Genomic DNA, 21,881 nt, shown 5'->3' with positions numbered 1-21,881 from the left:
AGCGAGTATGTTTCTTTCTCATCACGCACAACGTGGCCTTTCCCTGATCGAACTGATGATCGCCATGCTCATCGGTTGTTTCTTGATTCTCGGCGTCACGCAGATTTTCATCGACAACAAACGCAATTACCTCTTCCAGCAAAGCCAAGCCGCGAATCAGGAAAACAGTCGATTCACGCTTCTAGTTTTGGATCAGGAGCTAGCGAAGACCGGCTATCGGCGGACACCAAGTACTCCTTTCGAAACGGCCTTCGCTGCCACAGCCGCCAGCAAGGAATGTCCGGCATTCGGTGCCGGGCAAACGGTACAGCTCAGTGAAGACAACGGCATCTGCCTGCGTTATCAGCCCCGCTATCCGGGCGACACTGATTGCCTGGGCAACAAGGCCGGCAATGTCCCTACCACGCCATACACCAACGCCCCCCCCATCACCGAGAAACTGGCGCTCAACGAGAATGGCGAACTGGTGTGCTCCCGTAATGGCCAATCCGCGATCCTGGTGAAAGGTATCGCCGATATCCGCTTCGAGCTGGGCACTGGTCCCGAGGAAGAACGCGTCATCAAAGGGTACTCCACCAAACCCTCCAGCGACGCAACCATTCGCTCGGTTCGCTATAAGGCGCTCATGGCCAGCGAACAGGCGCGCTTGCGCACGGACGACGCCAGCAAGGTCCTTGACGACTGGAAGGCGCTTCTCTCCAAGGAAGAACAAGGCAGCCTGGCCAAAGCCGACCAGGGCCGCCTCTATCAGATCGCCGTTGGCAACATCACCCTGAGGAACCTGATGCCATGACCTCCCTCCCCCGTACGCAACGCGGTGCGACCCTGCTGATCGCCCTGGTCATGCTGCTGATCGTGACACTACTGGCCATTTCCAGCATGCGCGAAACCACGCTGGAAAGCCGGATGACTGGCAGCGCTCTGGAGCAGAAGCGGTTGTTCAACTCAGCGGAATCGGGATTGCGCGATGGAGAAAAGCGCTTCGTCAAACTGATGAAGGCTCCCGAGCGCTGCAGCAAGGAGATGTCCACATCCCCCCTCTGCATCCTTGACCGAACCCCATCCTATGTTCCGAGCTTCACCGGTGCCGTGGCCTACCAAGGCTCGGACGGCAAGACCGAGCCCGACCGCAACACCCTCTGGTATGCCATTCAAGCCCCCTCTGGTGAAGCGGAAGGTACGACCGAAAATCCGGAGTACGGCAACATGCTGATGGGTATCGGGACCTTCTATTACGAGATCAATAGCAACGCCCAGAACAAGAAAGGCGGGGAAAGCAACCTCCGGTCGGTTGTGGCCCGAGTCTTCAACTAATCCGCCATTGGCCGGCAGCGACCGGCCATCAGCCCAACGCTTCAAAGAGAAGTCAGGATGAACGTGCCCTCTATCCAATTCAGGTCCGTGCTTGCCATATGTCTCGCCGCCACTGTCATCAGCCAAGCGGCAATGGCCAAGGATGCCGACATATCCCAATCTCCCCTCTTCGTCAGCAATGCCGCGCCGCCTCTGAACATGCTGGTCATGGGCCGTGACCATAAGTTGTACTACGAAGCCTATAACGACGCCTCGGACCTCAACGGAGACGGCGTGATCGATGTTGGCTATAAGGGATATTTATCGGCCGATAACGGGGGGATCGATTACTACGGCTATTTCGACTCCCATCGCTGCTATGTCTATGACGAGGGTAGCCGCCAGTTCAATCCTGACGAGGAGGCGCCGGACAAGACCTGTGACGGCAAGTGGAGTGGCGACTTTCTGAACTACCTGACCACCTCACGCATGGATGCCATGCGCAAAGTGTTCTATGGCGGCTACCGGGCCATCGACAGCGACAGCGAGACCGTTCTGGAGCGCTCTCATATTCCTCAGGATGCCCATAGCTGGGGCAAGGAATACACCAGTGTCGAAGTCGACGGCTATGACATTGCCAAATATACCCCGCTCGGCGCTCCCACCAAAAACTCGCGGCACCTATTCGCCAATACGACCCTTAGCTCCGCCGAGGCCTGGGGGCCCCGCCTGCGAGTGTTGCAGCACTCTCCTTACCGCATCTGGGAATGGGTATCCAAGGAACGCCCCGTCGCCGACACTGAATGCAGATCGAGCAGCCATAGCTGCGGCACGATCATCGATTATCGTGTTCGTGTTCGTGTATGCGAAAGCGGCAAATTGGAAGCGAACTGCCAAGCTTACCCATCAGGCGTGAACAAACCCACCGGCATCCTGCACGACTACGGGGCGACGGACCGGATGTACTTTGGCCTGTTGACCGGCTCGTACAGAAAAAACACCCAAGGCGGCGTCCTGCGCAGCAACATCGAAAGCTTCGCCCGCGAATTCAACGCCCAGACCGGCCAGTTCTGCCTGAACGGTAACTGCGGTGCCGATGGCAATGTTCGAGGGGTGGTCGACACTCTCAACCGATTGAAAACCGTAGGTTTCAACGGGGATATCTATAGCTGCGGCTGGATCTCGACACGTGCCATCAAAGATGGCGAATGCGAAATGTGGGGTAACCCCATCGCCGAAATGATGTATGAATCTTTGCGCTATTTCTCAGGCGCCAAGGCTCCTCGGCCCGAGTTCGATTACGACCCCTGGTGGGGTGGCGATGTGAGCCTCGAACTCGCCAAACCCCAATGGAGCCCACCCTACTTGCCTAAAGCAGGCGGCGGCAGTGGCTATTTCGCCTGCTCCATGCCTGTGATGACGGTAGTCAGCGACATCAATCCTTCCTATGACACCGACCTCCCTGGAAGCCACTGGAGTCCCTTGAGTAATTCCAATGACCCGGAATCCATCTCGACATTGAACGTTTCCCAACAGGTCGATGCCATCTGGGACTCGGAGAAGCCCAAGCCCACCCAGATTATCATCGGCGAGTCGAACGGCGTCGTCGACAACGCCCCGACACCCAAGAAGTTCGCCAACTTCTCCACGATCCGCGGACTTGCCCCGGAAGAGCCCACCAAGCAAGGCTCCTACTATGCCGCTGGCATCTCCCGCTTCGGAGCGCTTAACAATATTGGCGGCGACAAGGCGCTCAGAACCTACTCGGTGGCACTGACATCTCCTCTGCCGAAGTTCGAGATTCCTGTCGGGAACCATCAGATCACCTTGGTTCCGTACGCAAAATCCGTGGCTGGTTTCAACATCGACGCAAACGCGGACTTCCAACCCACCAACCAGATCGTCGACTTCTACGTCCAGAAGATCGCCAATATGGCCGAAGATGGCAGCGATACTGATAAATCCGTCAATGCAGGCCGCCCTTACGCCGAGTTCCGCATCAACTTCGAAGACGTGGAACAAGGCGCCGACCATGACATGGACATGATCGTGCTCTATACGGTCGAGGTTACGGAAAAGAACGAGCTCAATATCAAGCTGTATTCCGAATATGCCGCCGGCGGTATGGACCAGCATGCCGGTTACGTGATTTCGGGCAGTACGGCCGATGGAACCTATCTGGAAGTCTGCGACCTGACAGGTAGCCGTAACGATGGCACACGCAACAGTTGCGCCGGTCAGGTGGCGTACAAGCTGAATACGCCCCCCAATCGTCCTGCCGGCTGGTGTGCCATAGAGAAAAACCTCAAAAGTGCCGAGTGTGCCGGTCTTCCTCCTGTAGCGGAGCGAACTTTCAAGCCCGGCGAAAGCAAAGGCGCCAAGTTACTCAAGGACCCGCTCTGGTACGCCGCCAAATATGGCGATCCCGATACGGTGAAGTCGCCAAGCAGTTCGACCAAGGACCCATCGAACTACTTCCTGGTCACCAATGCGCTGACGCTCAAAGAACAACTGAACAAGGCCTTCAGCGATATCCTGCAGAAAAACGCATCGATCAGTCGCCCTTCCGTCATGCCCGAAGGAACGAGCCTGAGCGACGGTCGCTCGGTCTACAAGACTTCGTTTTCAGCGGAGGGTTGGATAGGTGACTTGACCAAGGAAAGCCAGAACCCCGTCACTAAAGTCCAGTCCGTGGAGTGGAACGCTCAGGTTCCAGTCAACCGCACGATCAAAATGGCCGGCAGGAACGGTCTGGTGGATTTTCAGTGGAGCAATTTGAGCGATCAGCAAAAGGCCGTGCTCAATAACTCCCCCGCGGGTATTGCCGATGGTGAGGGTGAGAAGCGCCTGGACTTCATCAAAGGTGACAGAAGTGAGGAAGGCAAGCTGTTCCGCACCCGCAAGTCCCTACTGGGCGACATCATCAACTCCGGCCCGGTGGTGGTAGCCGGTGCACAGTACCTGGCCTATCTGGCTGACGCCATCGAAGGCTTCGGCAACGGTGGTTATGGCCAGTTCCAGAGTGCCCAAAACGACCGGCGCCAGCAAGTGTATATCGGTGCCAACGACGGCATGCTGCACGCCTTCGATGCCAAGACTGGAACCGAGACCTTCGCCTTCGTTCCGACTGCCGTGATCAACCACCTGAACCAATTGACCGCCACCGAATACAACCATCGCTTCTATGTCGATGGCTCGCTGGTCGTACGGGATGTCTATTTCAAGGGAGGCTGGCACACCGTGCTGATCGGTACCTTGCGCGCCGGTGGACGCTCGCTGTTCGCGCTGGATGTCACCGACCCAGACAACATCGAGCTGTTGTGGGAATTCAGCGACGAGAACCCCGCCACGCTGGATGAAAAAACCAAACTCAGCGACTTGGGTTACAGCTTCCCTGTACCTGCCATCGCTCGCCTGCACAGCGGTCAGTGGGGGGTGCTAATGGGCAATGGCTACAACAGTGCCAACAGCGCCAGTGGCAAGGCCGTCCTGTTCGTACTGGATATCGAAACCGGCAAATTGATCAGCAAGTTGGATGCTCAAGGCAGGGAGAACGAGAACAATGGTCTCTCCAGCATTCGCGCGGCCGACAACAATGGTGATGGCGTAGCTGACTACGCTTACGCTGGCGACTTGCAAGGCAATCTCTGGCGGTTCGACCTTCTTGGAGGACACAGCGAAACTGCACCTTTCGGCCGAGAGAACGATGGTCCCACGGCCGCCAGCAAATTTGCAGTCTCGTTCTCCGGCAAGCCGCTTTATACGGCCGTTGCGGAAGATGGTACGGCTCAATCCATTACTGCGCTGCCTTCCCTCGTTCGTCATCCCAGCCAGAAAGGCTATCTGGTGCTCGTCGGAACCGGTCGTTACATGGGGGACACCGATAAGAGCAACAAGGAGTTGCAAACGATCTATGGTATCTGGGACACCCAGACTCGCGGCGAGACGGCTAATACCACCCAAAGCCTGAGCCGTAAATCGCTCCAGAAACAGACTATCGAAGTGCAGACCGTCTCCTCCTTCGGCCAGGTTAGCCGTACTGTCCGACTGGTCAGCGACAACCCGGTCGACTGGTTCGATAGTAATGGCAACATCCAGAAATGGGGCTGGTATCTGGATCTCAAAGTCGATAAAGGAAAGCCCCTCGGCGAGCGGATGGTGGACGAGATGGCTGCCCGTGGCCAGGTACTTTTCTTCGCTACCCGCACCCCGGTCGAAGATCCTTGCAAGGCCGGACTGGACGGCTGGACCTATGGCATCAGCCCGTTCACTGGGGGGCGCACCCGCTTCAACGTTTTTGACCTCGACAAGAGCAACAGCATCGACGTTTCGGATGGATATGGTCAGAACGGGACAGACGTTGCCGTATCCGGTTTCGGTTCCGCAGGTGGTGGTTTCACCGTGAATGGATCGACCTTGACCAATCCGGAAAGCTCCACCGAAGTCAACTTCGGCCCCAACGCCACCGGCCGCCAGAGCTGGCAAGTCGTCCCGACGGAACAGGAGTAACGTGCCATGCAGTACGCTCGCGGTTTCACCTTGATCGAAATGATGATCGTCGTGGTGATCATCGGCATCCTCGCCGCCATCGCCATTCCGAACTATCAGCAGTACGTGATCCGCGGCAACCGGACGGAGGGCATGGCCCTCCTGAATGATGCCGCTGCACGGCAAGAGCGTTACTTTTCGCAGAACAACGAATATGCCGACACCGCCAAAAAGCTCGGCTTGTCGGAGTTTTCTGCGAATCGACTTTACCAATTGACGATTGCGGTCGACGGCGACGGCTATACGCTCAACGCCGTACCGCAGAATACGCAGACGAGAGATACCACCTGCCGCACGCTGACCCTGGACGCCATGGGCGTTCGCGGAAAGACCGGCAGCGGAGAAATATCGGACTGCTGGCGGTAACGCCTCGAAGAGCGCAGGGTAGGGATTCGCCTAGGTCCCTACTCTGCGCTTCTCACGCCGGAGCCACCTGCCACACGGCTCCACCAGTTCCCCCCATCCCCCTGCACCAGCCACACTTATCCCGCACCTTTCCCCGGCTCGGACTATCCCTACCCGCCCCCTCCAGCTTCCGACAACAAAATCAGTAGCAAACTGATAGCTCCTCGACATTGAATTCTCCAGAGTCGGCAATAACCACTCTATCGATTGCCAACGGCGACCGAGCAAGACAACGGAGCACTCATGTCGATCAACCAAGCCGGTATTTCCTCCCGTGTCAGGATGCTCTTGCAACCCCTCTCGCTCGCCACGGCGGGTATCGCAACGGGCGCCTGGCTGTTGTGGGACGATGCCTTTTCGCCGATGTCCCTGGAGCTCGCCGCATCCGCCGCCGCCCTTGGTCTGGCATCGGCGATCTGGTCCGCCGCGCGTGCCGATGCCAGGTTACGGGCGTGTCGCCATGGCGAGCAGGCCGGGCCAGCGCAGGTGACGATCGTGGCAAACATAGACGAAGTGCTGCCGGCCTGCAGTCGACAACTCGAAATCGCCCGGCACTACACCGAGAGGACGGCCAGCACCCTGGCCGCCTGTTTCGCCGACCTGGCTACGCGAACCGAGCGGCTGGTGCTTCTTTACGAAGGAACCGACGGTGGCTTGGCCAGCCTGTTCGAACTCAATCGTTGCGCTCTGGGCAGGCTGAAAAGATCGCTGGAAACGGCCGGCAAGGAATCGCTGGCACATGAAATCCGGGAGCTGCTGACATTGCTGGTCCGTTTGCAGGATCAAACGAAGAACCTCGGCGACACGACCCGGCAGAACAAGCTGCTGATTCTCGATACATCGATTTCGATTGCGGCGCCCCAATCCGGGAAAGGGAAACTGGCATCGGTCGCAGCGGAGCTGCGCCAACGCCAGGACATCATCGCCGACCTGGAAAGCCGGATTCGGGAAACAGTGGCAGCCATTCACCAGGGAATCGCCAGTACTCAGGCGATCACTCAACAGTATCTTCAATTCAGCCGGTCACCCGATAAAGCCCAGGACCGGATATTCGAAGAACTCGACGTAGCCGCCTTGAAAATCCTGGATGCCAGCATGGAGTTGCGGCAAGCCAACGACGTCATCGCCAATGAAGTGGCTCTTCTGCTGCTCGCCTTGCAGTTTCAGGAACGCACTGCCGATGCCCTCGAGCGCATCGACAACTCCTTCGCCTCTCTGATGCCGCACGTGAAGGCTGACGACGCAGCCTCGACGATCGACGATCCCGTGAGCGAATCCAGCCCGATTCAAGGCTCCATCGTCACGCCGATGGAGCGAGAAAGCCCAGAATACTCCGGGCTTCGCTCGTGTGCAGGCTAGAAGGGCCGCACCCATCTATCGGAAGACTGGCTTAATATACTCTCCAAGGTTTTTTCTCCATGCCGCTTGGAAGTGATGGGGGTTTCCTCATCCTCATTCGCGCTTGAATGTTCAGCGATTTCCGATTGCTCCCCACCGTAGTAGCGCTGCGACTCTACCGTATCTCTCAAGAGCGACGGCGTGGCGATATGGGTCGGATCACCGGTATGGGTCGTCAGCTCGATCTCGGGCGTATTGCTCTCGGGTAGTGCGACTTGTTCTTGCGCCGGCGGAGCAGGCGGCGTCGAGGTCGTCGGCGCCGCGGGCGGCGTCGGTGTCGCAGCCGGTGGCTTCGGAAACATCGCACCCACCGTCTCTCGGGCGTTGAACCAAGTGTGCAGCATCATCCAGGACTTCGCCCCCCCCATCACCATGCTGGTCGCAATCTTGAAGCCACCCTTCGGGCTCGACATCTCGGTAACCGCATCCAGCATGGCCCCGGAAGCCCCGGCAACCGTTCCCCCAGCGATGCGATTCTTCGCTTCGCGCCAGTTGTAGGGGCCGTCCTTGATCTCCTTGTACTTGAGTTCTCCATGGAACCCGCCCCCACCCACCAGCGGCTTGCGCAGGTTGATGATCGACTGGGCGATGCCTCCTCCGATAGCGGAGGAAACGGTATCCAGCCCGACACCCTTGAAGACGTCCCCCCACCCTTTGCCGATTCCGAGCTTCTCCTTGGCCAAGCCCTTGAGTGCCCCTACCGAACTAAAAGTAGCGATGAAGGTGTTGTAGGTGAACTTCTTGCCCTTGGCGCCATTGATATCCGGCTGATACTGGAAGCCATGTCCCAGTTTGGTCCGTAGCTTCGTACAAGCGACTTCCGCAGAGTAGTGGGCAATGCCCAGGCAGGCACCGCCAATCAGGTTGCCGATCGCAACGCCTGCGGTAGCGCCTTCAGGCCCCGCGATCGATTCGCCCACTTTCTTCCCTACAGCAGGAGCCAGCTTGTTGGCAAAGCCCCAGGCCACACCGCTGACGATGGCCTGCTGGCCAGCGGAGCCCAGCCACGAGTTGATCTTTTCGCCTTTGGTCTGAGGGCCGCTCGGCGTGGGCGCGGATGGCGCCGAATCGTGCAATGTAATTGCGAGATGTGATGGTTGATTACCGACTTGCATGGGTCATTTCCTTCGTTCTTATCGGCTTGCGAATGAAAGATCGTTCGTCTTCATCGGGAAACGCCACACCGTTAGCGCCAGATTCGGGGAGACAGCACTACGGGAAAACCAGCCGTACTGAATCGGCGATCCGTGGCGTTTTCACTAAAGACCGATCCCGGACGATTTCAGGGAGGTCCCCATCCGCAGACGGCTGCTTTCGCTGGCATCCTGCAGAGACTTCTCCAGGCTTCGGTACTGGGTCAGGGTTTCGCAGATGTTCTTGGCCAACCCGTAGCCATCGAGGCCGTCGATGTCGAAGGTGTAGGCCAGGGCGCCGTGATCGGTCCCGGGGATGATCGCGTAGGTGCCGAAAGTGCGCGGCAACAGCAGGTTCTGCTCCAGCAGCTTGCGGTACACCTCGGCTTGCCGGGCAGGCGGAATGGTGCCCAGGTCGAAGAACACCGTGATCCGACCCTGGTCCCACATCTTGTAGTTCAGCAAACCGATATCGATGCCGCCGACCACCAAGTGGCCGGTTTCCTTGAGCGCGGCTGCGTCGACGCCGAAGGCATCCGCCAGCTCAGTGATCAACCGATCGTAATGTTCTTCGTGGGCAGCCTGCAGGATTTCTTCTTCTTTCGTCATGTGACTCATCTCCTTTGTTTTCGAGAACGATGCGTGTCTCGCCAGTTGAGTGGCATCGATCACAAAGGGGTTCCGTCATTCGGGGATTTGCTTGTCCTGGCCGGGATAAACAGCTCTAGCCCTGCGGGTGTGCTCGGCACACCCTTGGGCTGGAATGGCTGAACTCAGCTGAAAACCGTGTTTTTCAATTGCTCACGGGCACGGGACAGCCGCGAACGGACCGTACCGACCGGAATGCCCAGCGCCTCTGCGGCGTCCTGGTAGCTCAGGTCGCTTTCCACGATCAGATCCAGCAGGGTGCGCATGTCACTGGGCAACGCCTCAATGGCTTCCGCCGTGCGCGCCAGGGTGTGGTGCTGCTCGGCAAGCGCGCCCGGGTCCATGTCGTATTCCAGCGTGCCGATCACATCGTCCAGATCGCTGCATTGCGGTTGGCCATACAGGCATTTGAAGTGGTTGCGCACCAAGTTCACCGCGATACCGAACAACCAGGTTTCCGGCTTGGAAGTACCGGAGAACTTATGCTGATTGCGCAAGGCCTCGAGATACGTCATCTGCATCAAGTCTTCGGCATCGTCCTGATTCAAAACCCGCTTGCGAATGAAGCGGCGAAGTTTCTGCTCACAGCTCTTGGCCAGTTCACCCCAATCCACTTGAGTCAGTTCAGGGCGTTGGATCGCAATATTTTCCATGGCTTGTCCTCTTTCATCGAACAGGTAATGCCAGAGTTGGCAAAACACCTATTGCAGAGCCCGTGCCATGAAATAATAAAAACTCAAGTAACTGATTTTTAAGAAAAAATTAAAATAACAAAGAACCTGTCAGCGCAACTATCTGCAAAACCAAAAAAAACCAATGCAATGATTTGCACGCTTCTCTTCCTTATATATATGCACCCCACCAAAGCCTTTCGCTAAAAATAAACACACCCTTTCGGAACTTATTCGTCACTCTTTCCACACAGCAATAGAACCTCTCCAAGTGGGTCAACTCGTCATGTCGATCAATTCTCTCAACGGCATTCAGCCCAATACTTTCAGTAATCCCGTAGACCTACCCCAGATTCCTACGGAGAAACCGGCTCAAGCGCTACAGAGCCAACCCTTGGCGAACTCGATGGAAGAAATTTCCATGGCGTTCAGCGAAAGCATCGAGCGTCACAGCAAAACGCTGCACAACCGGGAGATTGCAGGGCGGAAATCGGCACGCACCGTGGAGCGCGTGGAAAAGCTGGCCGAGCTTTATCGCCTCCTTGACCAGCCCTCGCTGACGCAGATGGGCAAACAGGCCGAGCAGATGCGCAGCCTGTTGAACAAGAACCCTTCCGTGGAGGATCTGCTGGACCAGGTCGACAAGGACCCGGCCCGCGCCAGCCTGCTGTTGCAGCAGATGCAGCGCCAGGCCAAGGCGGAAGGCAATCTCACCGACACCCAGACGGCCGAGCGCTACCTGCAAGCGCTGGAGAAGGACTACGGCGAGCAGATTCGCGCCGGCTTCAACACCGCAGCCGCCATCGCCGACTTCAGCTCGGACCCGCAGCAGAAGCAGGCCATGCGCCAGCTCTACTACCAGGCGGTGGTCAACCAGCAATCCGCGAGCGGTCTTCTCGACTCCCTGCTCGAGCGCTTCGACGAGAAAGATTTCAATCGCGGCCTGCTTGCCATGCAACGCGCCCTGGCCGACGACATTGGCGCCCTGGCCCCTTCGCTCACCCCCAAGGCGCTACGCGATCTGCTCGGCCAGCTCAACGCCTCCAGCCAACTGGGCCACACCCTGAAAAGCAGCCGCGATCTGCTCGAACGCGTCGGCAGCGAAGACAACCCGCCCGGCATGAGCGCCGTCCAGTTGACCCGGCGCCTGCTGCGCCTGGCCAATGCCGGCGTATTCGTCCGCGACTTCCAGAACCTCAGCCATGAGGTAATCGGCAAGGAACCCCTGAAGCAGGCGCCGTTCTTGAATGCCTTGTATCCCGTGGTCAATGAGCTGCCCGTCGCGCTCTGGAAAGACGCCAAGAGCCGCCAGAGCGGGCTGGGCATCCTGCGCACCCTGATGGACGAACAGGCCCGCGTCGAGCGGCAACTGCGCACGGAACCGAACAGGAAGGCGAGCGCATGAATGGTCTCATCGTGCTGTTGAACCGCATCGCCATCAGCGCGATGCGGCGTTCCGAAGTGGTCGGCGCCGTCATGGTCATGGCCATCGTGTTCATGTTCATCCTGCCTCTGCCGACCCAGGTGGTGGACGTGCTGATCGCAGTGAACATCAGCTTGTCCTCCCTGCTAATCATGCTGGCCATGTATCTGCCCACACCGCTGGCGTTCTCGACCTTCCCCGCGGTGCTGCTGCTCACCACCATGTTCCGCCTGGCGCTGTCCATCGCCACCACGCGCTTGATTCTCCTGCAGCACGACGCAGGCCACATCGTCGAGGCGTTCGGCAACTTCGTGGTGGGCGGTAACCTGGCGGTGGGCCTGGTGATCTTCCTGATCCTCACCATCGTGAACTTCCTGGTCATCACCAAGGGTTCCGAACGGGTCGCCGAGGTCGCGGCCCGCTTCACCCTCGACGCCATGCCCGGCAAGCAGATGTCCATCGACAGCGACCTGCGCGCCGGCCTGATCGACGGCACCGAGGCACGCATCCGTCGCGAGCGTCTCGGCAAGGAAAGCCAGTTGTTCGGCGCGATGGATGGCGCCATGAAGTTCGTCAAGGGCGACGCCATCGCCAGCCTGATCATCGTCTTCATCAACATGCTGGGCGGCTTCGCCATCGGCGTGCTGCAGAACGGCATGGCGGCCGGCGACTCCATGCGCCTGTACTCGGTGCTGACCATCGGCGACGGCCTGATCGCCCAGATTCCCGCACTGCTCATCTCCCTGACCGCTGGCATGATCATCACGCGCGTCTCCGGCAGCCAGACGGTGGATGCCAATATCGGCCGGGAAATCGCCGAGCAGCTCACCAGCCAGCCCAAGGCCTGGATCATCGCCTCCGTCGGCATGCTCGGCTTCGCCGCGATCCCAGGCATGCCCGGCGCGGTGTTCGTGACCATCAGCGTCGTCTGTCTGGGCAGCGGTTTACTGCAGTTGTGGAGAGCCAAGCAGAATGGCCTGGACAACCAAAACACAGCCGTGCACTGCGAACCGGAACAGAACGGCCACGAAGACCTGCGCCGCTTTATCCCCACCCGCCCCTATCTGTTGCAGTTCAACAGTTGCCACATGGGGCAGCAATTGGCGGCTTCGGTGGTTCACGGCATCCGTCAACAACGCAATACGCTCGTCTATCGTTTCGGCTTCACCCTACCCTCCTTCGAGATCGAATACAGCGAGCGGGTGGCGCCGGACGAATTCCGTTTCTGCATCCATGAAGTCCCGGTGCTCAAGGCCAGCTTCGCCAACGGCAAACTGGCGGTCGAACGCAGCCTGCTGGGCGAGCACGCCGAAGACATCCCGCCCGGCGACCCGGACCGAGAAGAAGCCATGTGGGCCTGGCTCGCCCCGGACCACCCGGCGCTGCAGAGCGGCGAGTTGACCGGCATCACCGCCGAGGCGCTGATCCAGGAACGGATGAGCAAGGCCCTGCACAGCACCAGCGCGCAATTCATCGGCCTGCAGGAAACCAAGGCGATCCTCGGTTGGCTGGAAAGCGAGCAATCCGAGCTCGCCCAGGAGCTGCAGCGCGTGCTGCCCCTGTCGCGCTTCTCCGCCGTGCTCCAGCGCCTGGCGGCCGAGCGCATCCCCGTGCGCGCCATCCGCCCCATCGCCGAGGCGCTGATCGAACACGGCCAGCACGAGCGCGACGTCGGCATTCTCACCGACTACGTACGCATCGCCCTACGCACGCAGATTTGCCACCAGCACTGCGACAGCGAGGGCCTGCACGTCTGGTTGCTGACCCCGGAGACCGAAGTGCTTCTGCGCGACTCCCTGCGGCAGATGCAGACCGGCACCTTCTTCGCCCTCTCCCCCGAACTCGGCAACGTATTGATGGAACAGTTGCGCGCCGCTTTCCCACTCAGAGGTAGGAAGAACGCATTGCTCCTGGTGGCCCAGGACCTGCGCAGCCCGCTACGGACCCTGCTGCAGGACGAATTCAACCAGGTGCCAGTGCTTTCTTTCGCCGAGTTGCAGAGCTCCATACCGGTCAACGTACTGGGCCGGATCAACCTCGACGACTCGCACATGATGCTTGCCTGACGGCATTTCGCTTGATTGGAACGGGACCTCAACATGTACGAACTACGCGTATTGACCGGCTTGCATCGCGGCGCCGCCCTGCCGCTCAGCGGTGGCCAGTGGCGCATCGGTTCCTCTTCCGAAGCCGACCTGGCGCTCTATGACCCTGGTATCCAGACCGAACACTGCCTACTGGAACGGCGCGGCGACACCTGGGCCCTGTCCGCCTGCGAAGGACAGATCGGCGACAGCGAAGGCCACCGCGTCAGCGAAATCGACCCGCTGCAGCCGGATACCCTGTTCGCCCTCGGCGGCGTATGGCTGACCCTGGTCAGCGCCGACAAGGAATGGCCCACTGAAGAAGAGGAAGACAGCGCCGCCGAAGCCGAGCCGCAGGAGTTGATCGAAAGCCGCGCCGCCTCGGCCACCACCGAGCTGGCCGCACCGAGCGAAGACCGCCCGCCCGTACCGCGCCGTACGCGCAACTGGCCCGGCATGCTGACCCTGGGCGCCAGTGTGACCCTGGCGATCGCTACCGGCTGGATCATGACCGGCCAGGCCGCCATCCCGGAAAAAACCCAGGTCACCCGCCCGCGGCCGTCGCTGGAAGCAGGCAAGACCACGCTGCTGAAGATGATCCGGGACCGCGAACTGAACCGGCAGCTCAGCCTCACCGTCGAGGGTGACAACCTGGTCCTGCACGGCAGCATCGGCGAAAGCGAGCAGGAAATGGTGCAACGCATGCTGGTGCGCTTCGACCGGCAGTACAACGGCGAACTCAAGGTAATCGACCGCACCACCCCCCTGGTTTCGGCGCTGCCCTTCACCATCGTCCAGATCAACGGCGGCCCGCGCGCGCACATCGTCACCACCACCGGACGCAGGATCTTCGTCGGTGACGAGATCGACGGGTTGCGCCTGGTGCTGCTGGACAACAAGCACCTCAAGTTCGAGGGCAACCAGCAGATCGAGGTGACTTGGTGATGGAAGCCGCGCTGCAGAACCTGGAAGCCTGGTGCCAAGCCGAGCGCGCGCGCCTGCGCCGCTACGCGCCGGTGAGCACCTTCGGCCGCATCAGCGGCGTCAGCGGCATCCTCCTGGAAAGCCGCCTGCCGCGCGCCAAGATCGGCGACCTGTGCCGCATCCAGCGCGACGACGGGGAAATGGTTCTCGCCGAAATCGTCGGCTTCAACCAGGAAATCACCCTGCTTTCCGCCCTCGGCGCATTGGACGGCATCGCCATCGGCGCCCGTGTGATCCCGCTGTTCCGTCCACACAGCATCGTGGTCAGCGACGACCTGCTGGGCAGCGTGCTCGATGGCTTCGGCCGTGCCATCGACAGCGAAAGCCGCAGCGCCTTCGCCAACCCGGAGGACTCCGAGCATGCCCTTCCGGTGATCAGCGACGCGCCGGCACCTACCGACCGTCCACGCATCGATACCCATCTGCCCACCGGCATGCGCGCCATCGACGGCCTGCTGACCATCGGCGAAGGCCAGCGCGTCGGCCTGTTCGCCGGCGCCGGTTGCGGCAAGACCACCCTGCTCGCCGAACTGGCGCGCAACACCCCATGCGACGCCATCGTCTTCGGCCTGATCGGCGAACGTGGCCGCGAGCTGCGCGAATTCCTCGACCACGAATTGGACGACGAACTGCGCCGACGCACCGTGCTGGTCTGCTCCACCTCCGACCGCAGCAGCATGGAGCGCGCCCGTGCGGCCTTCACCGCCACTGCTATCGCCGAAGGTTACCGGCGCAAGGGCTGCAAGGTACTGCTGGTGATCGACTCGCTCACCCGCTTCGCCCGTGCCCAGCGCGAGATCGGCCTGGCCAGCGGCGAACCGCCGGGACGCGGCGGCCTGCCGCCCTCGGTCTACACTCTGTTGCCGCGTCTCGTCGAGCGCGCCGGCAAGACTAACGACGGCGCCATCACCGCGCTCTATTCGGTGCTCATCGAGCAGGACTCGATGAACGACCCGGTCGCCGACGAAGTGCGTTCCCTGCTCGACGGCCACATCGTCCTGGCCCGCCGCCTCGCAGAAAAAGGCCACTACCCGGCCATCGACGTGCTCGCCAGCCTGAGCCGGACCATGAGCAACGTGGTCGAGCGCGATCACATCCGCCAAGCCACTACCCTGCGTCGGCTGATGGCCGCCTACCAGCAGGTGGAAATGCTCATCAAGCTCGGCGAATACCAGCAGGGCCACGACCCGCTCACCGACTACGCGGTGGAAGCGCAGGACGCCATCAACGCCTTCCTCCGCCAGGAAATGCGTGCCCCCACCGACCTCATCGAGACCCTCGAACAACTGACCGGAGTGACCGCCCATGCGCCACGCTAAGTTCATGCCGGAAGAGCCGCTGGCCGAAGACCCGGCCATGGCCGAACTGAGCCGCACCCTGGCCATCCTCAAGCCCATCCGCCGCCAGCGCCTCAGCCGCGCCGAACGCGAGCTGCGCGAAGAACAGGCACGCCTGGCCGAACTGGCCACACGCCTCGAAAACGACCGTGCGGCGCTACAGGAGCACCGCCGGCAGCACTGGCGCGAGCGCGCCGACCTGCTCGCCGAATACCAGGCCGAAGCCAAGCCTGTCGCCAGACTGCAGGACTGGAGCAATCGCGAGAAAGGCATGATCGGCGCCCTCGCCCAACGCGAACAACAGCTGGACGAGCTGAAGAACAACCATGGTCGCCAGGAGCAGCGCATCGACAGCGCACGCCAAACGGTGATCATCAGCCAGCGCGACGTGGAAAAGCTCGACTACCTGACCAAGAACCTGGGGGCCGGCCTGTGAATCAGATCCAGCGCACCCAGCAACAGCCCCACCGCAGCGCCGCCTCCCAAGCACGGGAAACACCGCGGGAAGCGCAGCGGGACAGGTCGGAACGCGCCGGCGAATACCACCGTGCCGAAACCGACCGCGACCTGTTCCTCGACCTGCTCGGCGGCGACATCGACTGGCTGCCCCAGGCCGGTACCGGCTATACGGGAGGCGCCTTGCCGGAAGCGGACAGCGCCCCGGCCGGCGGCGCGTCGCCCGCCTGGGACGATGTACAGGCACAGCTCACCGGGCTGCTCGCCGACCGCCCCGAGCAGGCCGGCGAACCGTTCAACGCCACCCTGATGCTGCCCAACCTCGGTGAGGTCGGCGTGGCACTCAAGCAGCAGGCCGGGCAAGGCTGGAACATCACCTTGCGCTTCGCCCGCCGCAGCCTCGTCGAGCGCTTCCGCGACAGCCGCGGGCATTGCCAGCAGAGTCTGGCGAACGCCATCGGCCGGCCGGTGCGGCTGGAATTCCAGGAGCAGGAGGACTGGGCATGACCGCCAAGCTGCTCAAACTGCGGCCGCTTCCCCAGGCGCAAGCTGAGATCCGCCGACGCATCGGCCAAGGCCTGGTGCTCGACTTCCAGCTCGCCGATCGCCAGGGCACCCTCACCCTGTACCAGGCCAGCGAGAAAGCGGCCGGCAACGGTGTCACCTTCGCCACCGACCTCGGCCCCCTGCGCCTGTACCAGGCTTCGCCCCTGCTCAGCCTGCTGGCGACCTGCCCGGCGCTGCTGGACGACAACGACACGGTCGAACCCGACGAAGGCCATTGGTACTGGCCCTTCTACAATCAGTGCCTGAGCCCGCGGCTGCACCAGTTGTTCGGCCAGCTCGTGCCGCGCCGCCTCGAATTGGACGATGGGCTGCCCTGCGTCTTCGAAGCCCAGTTGGACGGCCAGACCGTGCGCAGCGACGCCCTGCTGCCGCTGGACACCGCCCGACGGCTGCTCGCCCAGCCGGGCTGGCGCCCGCTGACCAACACCACCGGCCCCGGCTGGCGCCTGTCGCCGTCGCTCCTGCTCGGGCGGACCGCGCTCACCATGGGCCAGCTCCGCTCATTGCGCCCCGGCGACATCGTGCTGCCGCAACAGACCTATTTCCAACCCGACGGCACCGGCCACCTGGTGCTCGGCCGCCTGCGCCTGCACGGCCAGCTCGACAACCACCCCAACCCGCACTTCGTCATCACCGACCTGGAGGAAATCCCCATGAACGCCTACGCCAGCGAGTTCACTCCCGACCTCACCGTCCCGGGCCTTTCCCCGGAGATGGCCCTAGAAGACGACAGCGGCGCCACCTTCGACGATCTGCCGTTGTCCCTGACCCTCAACTGCGGACGCCTGTCCCTCACCCTGGGCGAACTCCGGACCCTCGGTGCGGGCTCCGTACTCACCCTCACCCAAGGCACCCCGGGCCTCGCCATGCTCTGCCATGACGACCGTCCGCTGGCACACGGGGAACTGGTCGACGTGGATGGCCACATAGGTTTACAGATCACTCGCCTGGAACTCGGTAGATGAATATCGGACACGTCGACCCCTTGCTGCTCGCGCTCTTCCTCGGAGCGCTCTCCCTGCTGCCGTTGCTGATGATCATCTGCACCTGTTTCCTGAAGATATCCATGGTGCTCCTGATCACCCGCAACGCCATCGGGGTGCAGCAGGTGCCGCCGAACATGGCGGTCTACGGCATCGCCCTGGCCGCCACCATCTTCATCATGGCGCCCGTGTTCAGCGACATGAACCAGCGCCTCAAGGAGGAAAAGATCGACTTCTCCTCCATGGACACCATCCAGGCCGGCACCACGCGGGTCATCGAGCCGCTGCAGAACTTCATGTCGCGCAATACAGACCCCGACATCCTCACCCACCTGATGGACAACAGCGCCCGCATGTGGCCGAAAGACATGGCCGCCAAGGTCAAGCGCGACGACCTCCTGGTGATCGTGCCGGCGTTCGTCCTTTCCGAGCTGCAGGCGGGCTTCCAGATCGGCTTCCTCGTCTACATCCCGCTCATCGTCATCGACCTGATCGTCTCCAACATCCTGCTCGCCCTCGGCATGCAGATGGTGTCGCCCATGACCCTGGCGCTGCCCCTGAAGATTCTTCTGTTCGTCCTGGCCAGCGGCTGGACGCGCCTGCTCGACGGCCTGTTCTACAGCTACCTCTGAGGGAAACCGCCATGGAAATCCTGACCCTGTTCAAGCAGGCCATGCTGCTGGTCGTCATGCTCTCCGCACCGCCGCTCATCGTCGCCGTGATCGTCGGCGTGATCATCTCGCTGCTGCAGGCGGTGATGCAGTTGCAGGACCAGACCCTGCCCTTCGCCGTCAAGCTGGTCGCCGTCGGCATGACCCTGGCACTGACCGGGCGCTGGGTCGGCGTGGAGCTGATCGAACTGACCACCCTCGCCTTCAACATGATCGCCCAGACAGGCGCCTGACATGCTCTCCGTCATCGACCAGCTCGTCGATACCATCCTCGCCCTGACCCTGGGCATGGCGCGTCTCTACCCCTGCCTGTTCCTGGTGCCGATCTTCGCCTTCAAGGAAATGAAGGGCATGCTGCGCCATGCCATCGTCCTGGCCCTGGCGCTGGTACCCATGCCCGGCATCCGCGCCACCCTCGCCGGCACCGAGCACACCTGGCTCTGGCTCGGCGGCCTGTTCTTCAAGGAAATCGTGCTCGGCATCCTGCTCGGCCTGCTGCTGTCCATGCCGTTCTGGCTGTTTTCCTCGGTCGGTGCGCTGTTCGACAACCAGCGCGGCGCCCTCACCGGTGGCCAGCTCAACCCCGCGCTCGGCCAGGACGTCACGCCCCTCGGCCACCTGATGCAGGAAGTACTCATCCTCCTGCTGGTCATTGGCCTCGGCTACGCCGCCATCACCCAGGTCATCTGGGACAGTTACCTGGTATGGCCGCCGACCGAATGGTTGCCGCAACCAACAGCGGACGGTTTCGATGTCTACCTCGGCCTGCTCGCCGACGCCTTCAGCCACATGGTGCTCTACGCCGCGCCCCTGGTGGGCCTGTTGCTGATGCTGGATTTCTCCGTGGCGATCCTCAGCCTCTACAGCCCGCACCTGCAGGTTTCCTCGCTGTCCATGCCGGCCAAGTGCCTGGTCGGCATGGCCTTCGTCCTGCTCTACATGCCCATGATCGAGTACCTCGCCAACGAGCGCCTCCTCGACCTGCGCGACCTCTCCCACCTGCTGCCCCTGATGCTGAGCCAGCCATGAGCGGAGAAAAGACAGAGAAGGCAACACCCCACAAACTGCAGGAAGCGCGCAAGAAGGGCGAAGTCAGCCAGAGCCAGGACGTCCACAAACTGGCGATCTGCGCCGGGCTGATCGAAGTCATCCTCGGCCTCGCCGATACCGGCATGCGCGAACTCCAGGCCCTGGTCGCACTGCCGCTGCAACGCATGGATCAGCCCTTCGTGCGTGCTTTCGAAGAGCTGCTCGTGCACGCCCTCTGGACACTCGCCTCCTTTTCCATCGTCAGCGTTTCCGTCGCGGTGCTGCTGCGGGTGATCGGAGGGTGGATGCAGTTCGGCCCCATGTTCGCGCCGGCGGCCTTCAAGCTAGACTTCAACCGGCTGAACCCGGTCAACCACATCAAGCAGATGTTTTCCGCCCAGAAGATGACGGAAATGCTGACCAACGTGCTGAAGGCGGCCGCCATCTGCTCAGTGCTCTACATCGTGGTGAAACCGGCGCTGGGTGTGTTGGTCAAGCTGGCGCTGACCGACCTGGACCAATACTGGCATACCCTCGCCGATCTCTTCGCCAAGATCGCCCACGCCACCCTGGGCACCCTGGTGGCCATCGCCGCCATCGACTTCGGCCTGCAGAAATACTTTTTCCTCAAGCGCCAACGCATGAGCAAGGAAGACATCCACAACGAATACAAGCAGATGGAAGGCGACCCACACACCAAGGGCCATCGCAAGTCGGTGGCGCGGGAGCTGGTCATGAGCGGTCCCGATGCCCCGAAGAAGCCCAAGCCGGTACCCACGGACGAAAAGCCGGACATGCTGCTGGTCAACCCGACCCACTACGCGGTGGCGCTGTACTACCGCCCGGAAGAAACGCCCCTGCCCGTCATTCTCTACAAGGGCGAAGAAGCCGACGCCCGTGACCTGATCGAAGACGCCCACGAACGGGAAATCCCGGTCATTCGCTACATCTGGCTGACCCGAACCCTCTACAAGACCGAGGTCGGCAGCTACATCCCCCGCGAAACCCTCCAGGCCGTCGCCCAGGTCTACCGCCTGCTGCGCGAATTGGACGAACAGCTCGGCGACGACGAAGCCAGCGGCGAAGTGATCGAAATGCCACCGGACCGCATGGCCTGAGTCAGCTCGGATCGTTCCCACGCTCTGCGTGGGAATGCAGCCCTGGACGCTTCGCGTCCCTTACTCTGGGCGGACGCAGAGCGTCCTGACAGGGGTTCCCACGCTGGAGCATGGGAACCATCGAGTTCCTTACCGAGACGGGCAGATCGTTCCCACGCTCTGCGTGAACGCAGCCCGGACGCTCCGCGTCCATTGCACTGGGCGGGACGCGGAGCGCCCTCCCCAAGAGCCCCACGTCAAAGCATGGGACCCCATCAAAAGCCGACACGCTCGAGAATGACAGACCACATGCGCCGGTCTGTCGTCGCTCACCCTTGCGCGCCACCAGACGGTTTGGCTTCAACGATCTGCAAGACCTTGTCCTGTCCGCGGTGCCAGTAACCGGGAGTCAATAGCAACGTATCGCGCAGCATGCGTTTCATCGCGTCCGGACTGTCCGAGCTGATCACACCGCCGTTCGGGTCGAAGAAATGCAGACGCCCCGACTCGTCCTTGCGCAAGGCCATTGCGTGGGTGTCCGAAACCAGGACGAAATAACGCGACTCAGCCCCCGAGCCCATGAATTCCAACGCCTGCTTCAGCACGTGGTTCATGTCCGGCCGGGAGAGGTTCACGGCCCCCGCCCCTGTCATTTCGAGCCCCGCACCGGGCAAGGCTGCCTGAATCACTTTCAGGTCATTCTCTCCGTTCTCCGCGCGGGCCTTATCTAACCCAACGAACTGCAAGCCGATCGTCCGTAGAAAAAGCGAGTTGTTGCTCCAGTCCTGGAGGGACTCGGCGAAGAAGGCATCGTTGTGGCCATCCGCCGCATTTTTCAACCAGTTGAGCGATAGGCCAAAGCAGCAGCCGTGAGATTGTTCGGCCGCAGTAAGGTGTTCACCCAGGCCCGGAACCTGCTGGTAGATCATGTTCATTATTTTTTTCTGATCGAAAGGCAGGCTGAGCGCACATCCGTTTCTTCGCGCCAGGTCCCGGATCATCCTGGCTTCTCGCGACTCACGGGAAGGAGGTAGCGCCCGCTCGGACGCCCTTCCGATATCACGGCCCAGATGCTCCGGGTGATGCTGGGAGTCGACCGGCCGAACGCTCATGCCCGCCGTGGATTGAGGCGAACGCGCCCCATGGGCCGGACC

General features: G+C 61.3%; 20 protein-coding genes. 16 read left to right on the top strand and 4 right to left on the bottom strand.

The features are described from left to right. The first annotated feature begins 7 nt into the window (after positions 1 to 7). The 5 genes from BZL41_RS02200 (at position 8) to BZL41_RS02180 (ending at position 7,605) form a co-directional block, all read left to right on the top strand. Positions 8 to 793 (top strand): PilW family protein, encoded by a 786-nt coding sequence (locus BZL41_RS02200; protein WP_095597786.1) that lies wholly within the window; start codon positions 8 to 10, stop codon positions 791 to 793. Next, entirely contained in the window at positions 790 to 1,314 is a 525-nt protein-coding gene (locus tag BZL41_RS02195) for a PilX N-terminal domain-containing pilus assembly protein (protein WP_095597785.1), read from the top strand. Before BZL41_RS02200 ends, BZL41_RS02195 begins: the two co-directional genes overlap by 4 nt. A gap of 57 nt (positions 1,315 to 1,371) precedes the next feature. Continuing rightward, positions 1,372 to 5,802, top strand: a complete 4,431-nt coding sequence (locus BZL41_RS02190) for a pilus assembly protein (protein WP_095597784.1) — start codon at positions 1,372 to 1,374, stop codon at positions 5,800 to 5,802. A 6-nt stretch (positions 5,803 to 5,808) separates the two neighbouring features. Beyond that, entirely contained in the window at positions 5,809 to 6,207 is a 399-nt protein-coding gene (locus tag BZL41_RS02185) for a type IV pilin protein (RefSeq protein ID WP_095597783.1), read from the top strand. A gap of 282 nt (positions 6,208 to 6,489) precedes the next feature. Further along, positions 6,490 to 7,605: a hypothetical protein gene (locus tag BZL41_RS02180; protein WP_095597782.1), complete on the top strand. Its 1,116-nt coding sequence runs from the start codon at positions 6,490 to 6,492 to the stop codon at positions 7,603 to 7,605. Here the strand turns inward: BZL41_RS02180 and BZL41_RS02175 are convergent. The 3 genes from BZL41_RS02175 to BZL41_RS02165 form a co-directional block, all read right to left on the bottom strand. Continuing rightward, positions 7,602 to 8,759, bottom strand: coding sequence for a hypothetical protein (locus tag BZL41_RS02175; RefSeq protein ID WP_095597781.1), 1,158 nt, complete (start codon positions 8,757 to 8,759; stop codon positions 7,602 to 7,604). The genes BZL41_RS02180 and BZL41_RS02175 overlap by 4 nt on opposite strands. A 144-nt stretch (positions 8,760 to 8,903) precedes the next feature. Continuing rightward, positions 8,904 to 9,386 (bottom strand): CesT family type III secretion system chaperone, encoded by a 483-nt coding sequence (locus BZL41_RS02170; RefSeq protein WP_168190924.1) that lies wholly within the window; start codon positions 9,384 to 9,386, stop codon positions 8,904 to 8,906. 164 nt (positions 9,387 to 9,550) lie between these two features. Next, entirely contained in the window at positions 9,551 to 10,078 is a 528-nt protein-coding gene (locus BZL41_RS02165) for an RNA polymerase sigma factor (RefSeq protein ID WP_084335206.1), read from the bottom strand. A gap of 304 nt (positions 10,079 to 10,382) precedes the next feature. On the opposite strand from BZL41_RS02165, the gene sctW reads away from it, so the two are divergent. The 11 genes from sctW to sctU are packed head-to-tail and all read left to right on the top strand — an operon-like array spanning position 10,383 to position 20,748. Next, entirely contained in the window at positions 10,383 to 11,501 is a 1,119-nt protein-coding gene (sctW, locus tag BZL41_RS02160) for a type III secretion system gatekeeper subunit SctW (protein WP_095597779.1), read from the top strand. Further along, positions 11,498 to 13,585 (top strand): type III secretion system export apparatus subunit SctV, encoded by a 2,088-nt coding sequence (gene sctV / locus BZL41_RS02155; protein WP_095597778.1) that lies wholly within the window; start codon positions 11,498 to 11,500, stop codon positions 13,583 to 13,585. The genes sctW and sctV overlap by 4 nt, the downstream gene beginning before the upstream one ends. Before the next feature lie 33 nt (positions 13,586 to 13,618). Next, positions 13,619 to 14,548 (top strand): FHA domain-containing protein, encoded by a 930-nt coding sequence (locus BZL41_RS02150; protein ID WP_095597777.1) that lies wholly within the window; start codon positions 13,619 to 13,621, stop codon positions 14,546 to 14,548. Next, complete coding sequence (gene sctN / locus BZL41_RS02145; RefSeq protein ID WP_174706128.1) at positions 14,548 to 15,906, top strand: type III secretion system ATPase SctN; 1,359 nt, start codon at positions 14,548 to 14,550, stop codon at positions 15,904 to 15,906. Before BZL41_RS02150 ends, sctN begins: the two co-directional genes overlap by 1 nt. Next, the gene (locus tag BZL41_RS02140) at positions 15,893 to 16,360 is read left to right on the top strand and encodes a YscO family type III secretion system apparatus protein (RefSeq protein WP_095597775.1); all 468 of its coding nucleotides are present in this window, start codon (positions 15,893 to 15,895) and stop codon (positions 16,358 to 16,360) included. The genes sctN and BZL41_RS02140 overlap by 14 nt, the downstream gene beginning before the upstream one ends. Beyond that, the gene (locus tag BZL41_RS02135) at positions 16,357 to 16,887 is read left to right on the top strand and encodes a type III secretion system HrpP C-terminal domain-containing protein (protein WP_095597774.1); all 531 of its coding nucleotides are present in this window, start codon (positions 16,357 to 16,359) and stop codon (positions 16,885 to 16,887) included. The genes BZL41_RS02140 and BZL41_RS02135 overlap by 4 nt, the downstream gene beginning before the upstream one ends. After that, positions 16,884 to 17,912, top strand: a complete 1,029-nt coding sequence (sctQ, locus tag BZL41_RS02130) for a type III secretion system cytoplasmic ring protein SctQ (RefSeq protein ID WP_095597773.1) — start codon at positions 16,884 to 16,886, stop codon at positions 17,910 to 17,912. Before BZL41_RS02135 ends, sctQ begins: the two co-directional genes overlap by 4 nt. Next, entirely contained in the window at positions 17,909 to 18,562 is a 654-nt protein-coding gene (sctR, locus tag BZL41_RS02125; protein ID WP_095597772.1) for a type III secretion system export apparatus subunit SctR, read from the top strand. The genes sctQ and sctR overlap by 4 nt, the downstream gene beginning before the upstream one ends. Before the next feature lie 11 nt (positions 18,563 to 18,573). Beyond that, positions 18,574 to 18,834, top strand: a complete 261-nt coding sequence (gene sctS, locus BZL41_RS02120) for a type III secretion system export apparatus subunit SctS (RefSeq protein WP_084335215.1) — start codon at positions 18,574 to 18,576, stop codon at positions 18,832 to 18,834. 1 nt (position 18,835) lies between these two features. Continuing rightward, positions 18,836 to 19,630: a type III secretion system export apparatus subunit SctT gene (gene sctT / locus BZL41_RS02115; protein WP_095597771.1), complete on the top strand. Its 795-nt coding sequence runs from the start codon at positions 18,836 to 18,838 to the stop codon at positions 19,628 to 19,630. Beyond that, positions 19,627 to 20,748: a type III secretion system export apparatus subunit SctU gene (gene sctU / locus BZL41_RS02110; RefSeq protein WP_095597770.1), complete on the top strand. Its 1,122-nt coding sequence runs from the start codon at positions 19,627 to 19,629 to the stop codon at positions 20,746 to 20,748. The genes sctT and sctU overlap by 4 nt, the downstream gene beginning before the upstream one ends. A gap of 308 nt (positions 20,749 to 21,056) precedes the next feature. Here sctU and BZL41_RS28330 read toward each other — a convergent pair whose 3' ends face one another. Then, entirely contained in the window at positions 21,057 to 21,728 is a 672-nt protein-coding gene (locus tag BZL41_RS28330) for a YopT-type cysteine protease domain-containing protein (RefSeq protein WP_168190919.1), read from the bottom strand. Between the last annotated feature and the right edge of the window lie 153 nt (positions 21,729 to 21,881).

Source organism: Pseudomonas sp. PIC25, from assembly GCF_002286785.1.
GTDB lineage: Bacteria > Pseudomonadota > Gammaproteobacteria > Pseudomonadales > Pseudomonadaceae > Pseudomonas_M.
This window is presented reverse-complemented; position numbering and strand designations above follow the sequence as displayed.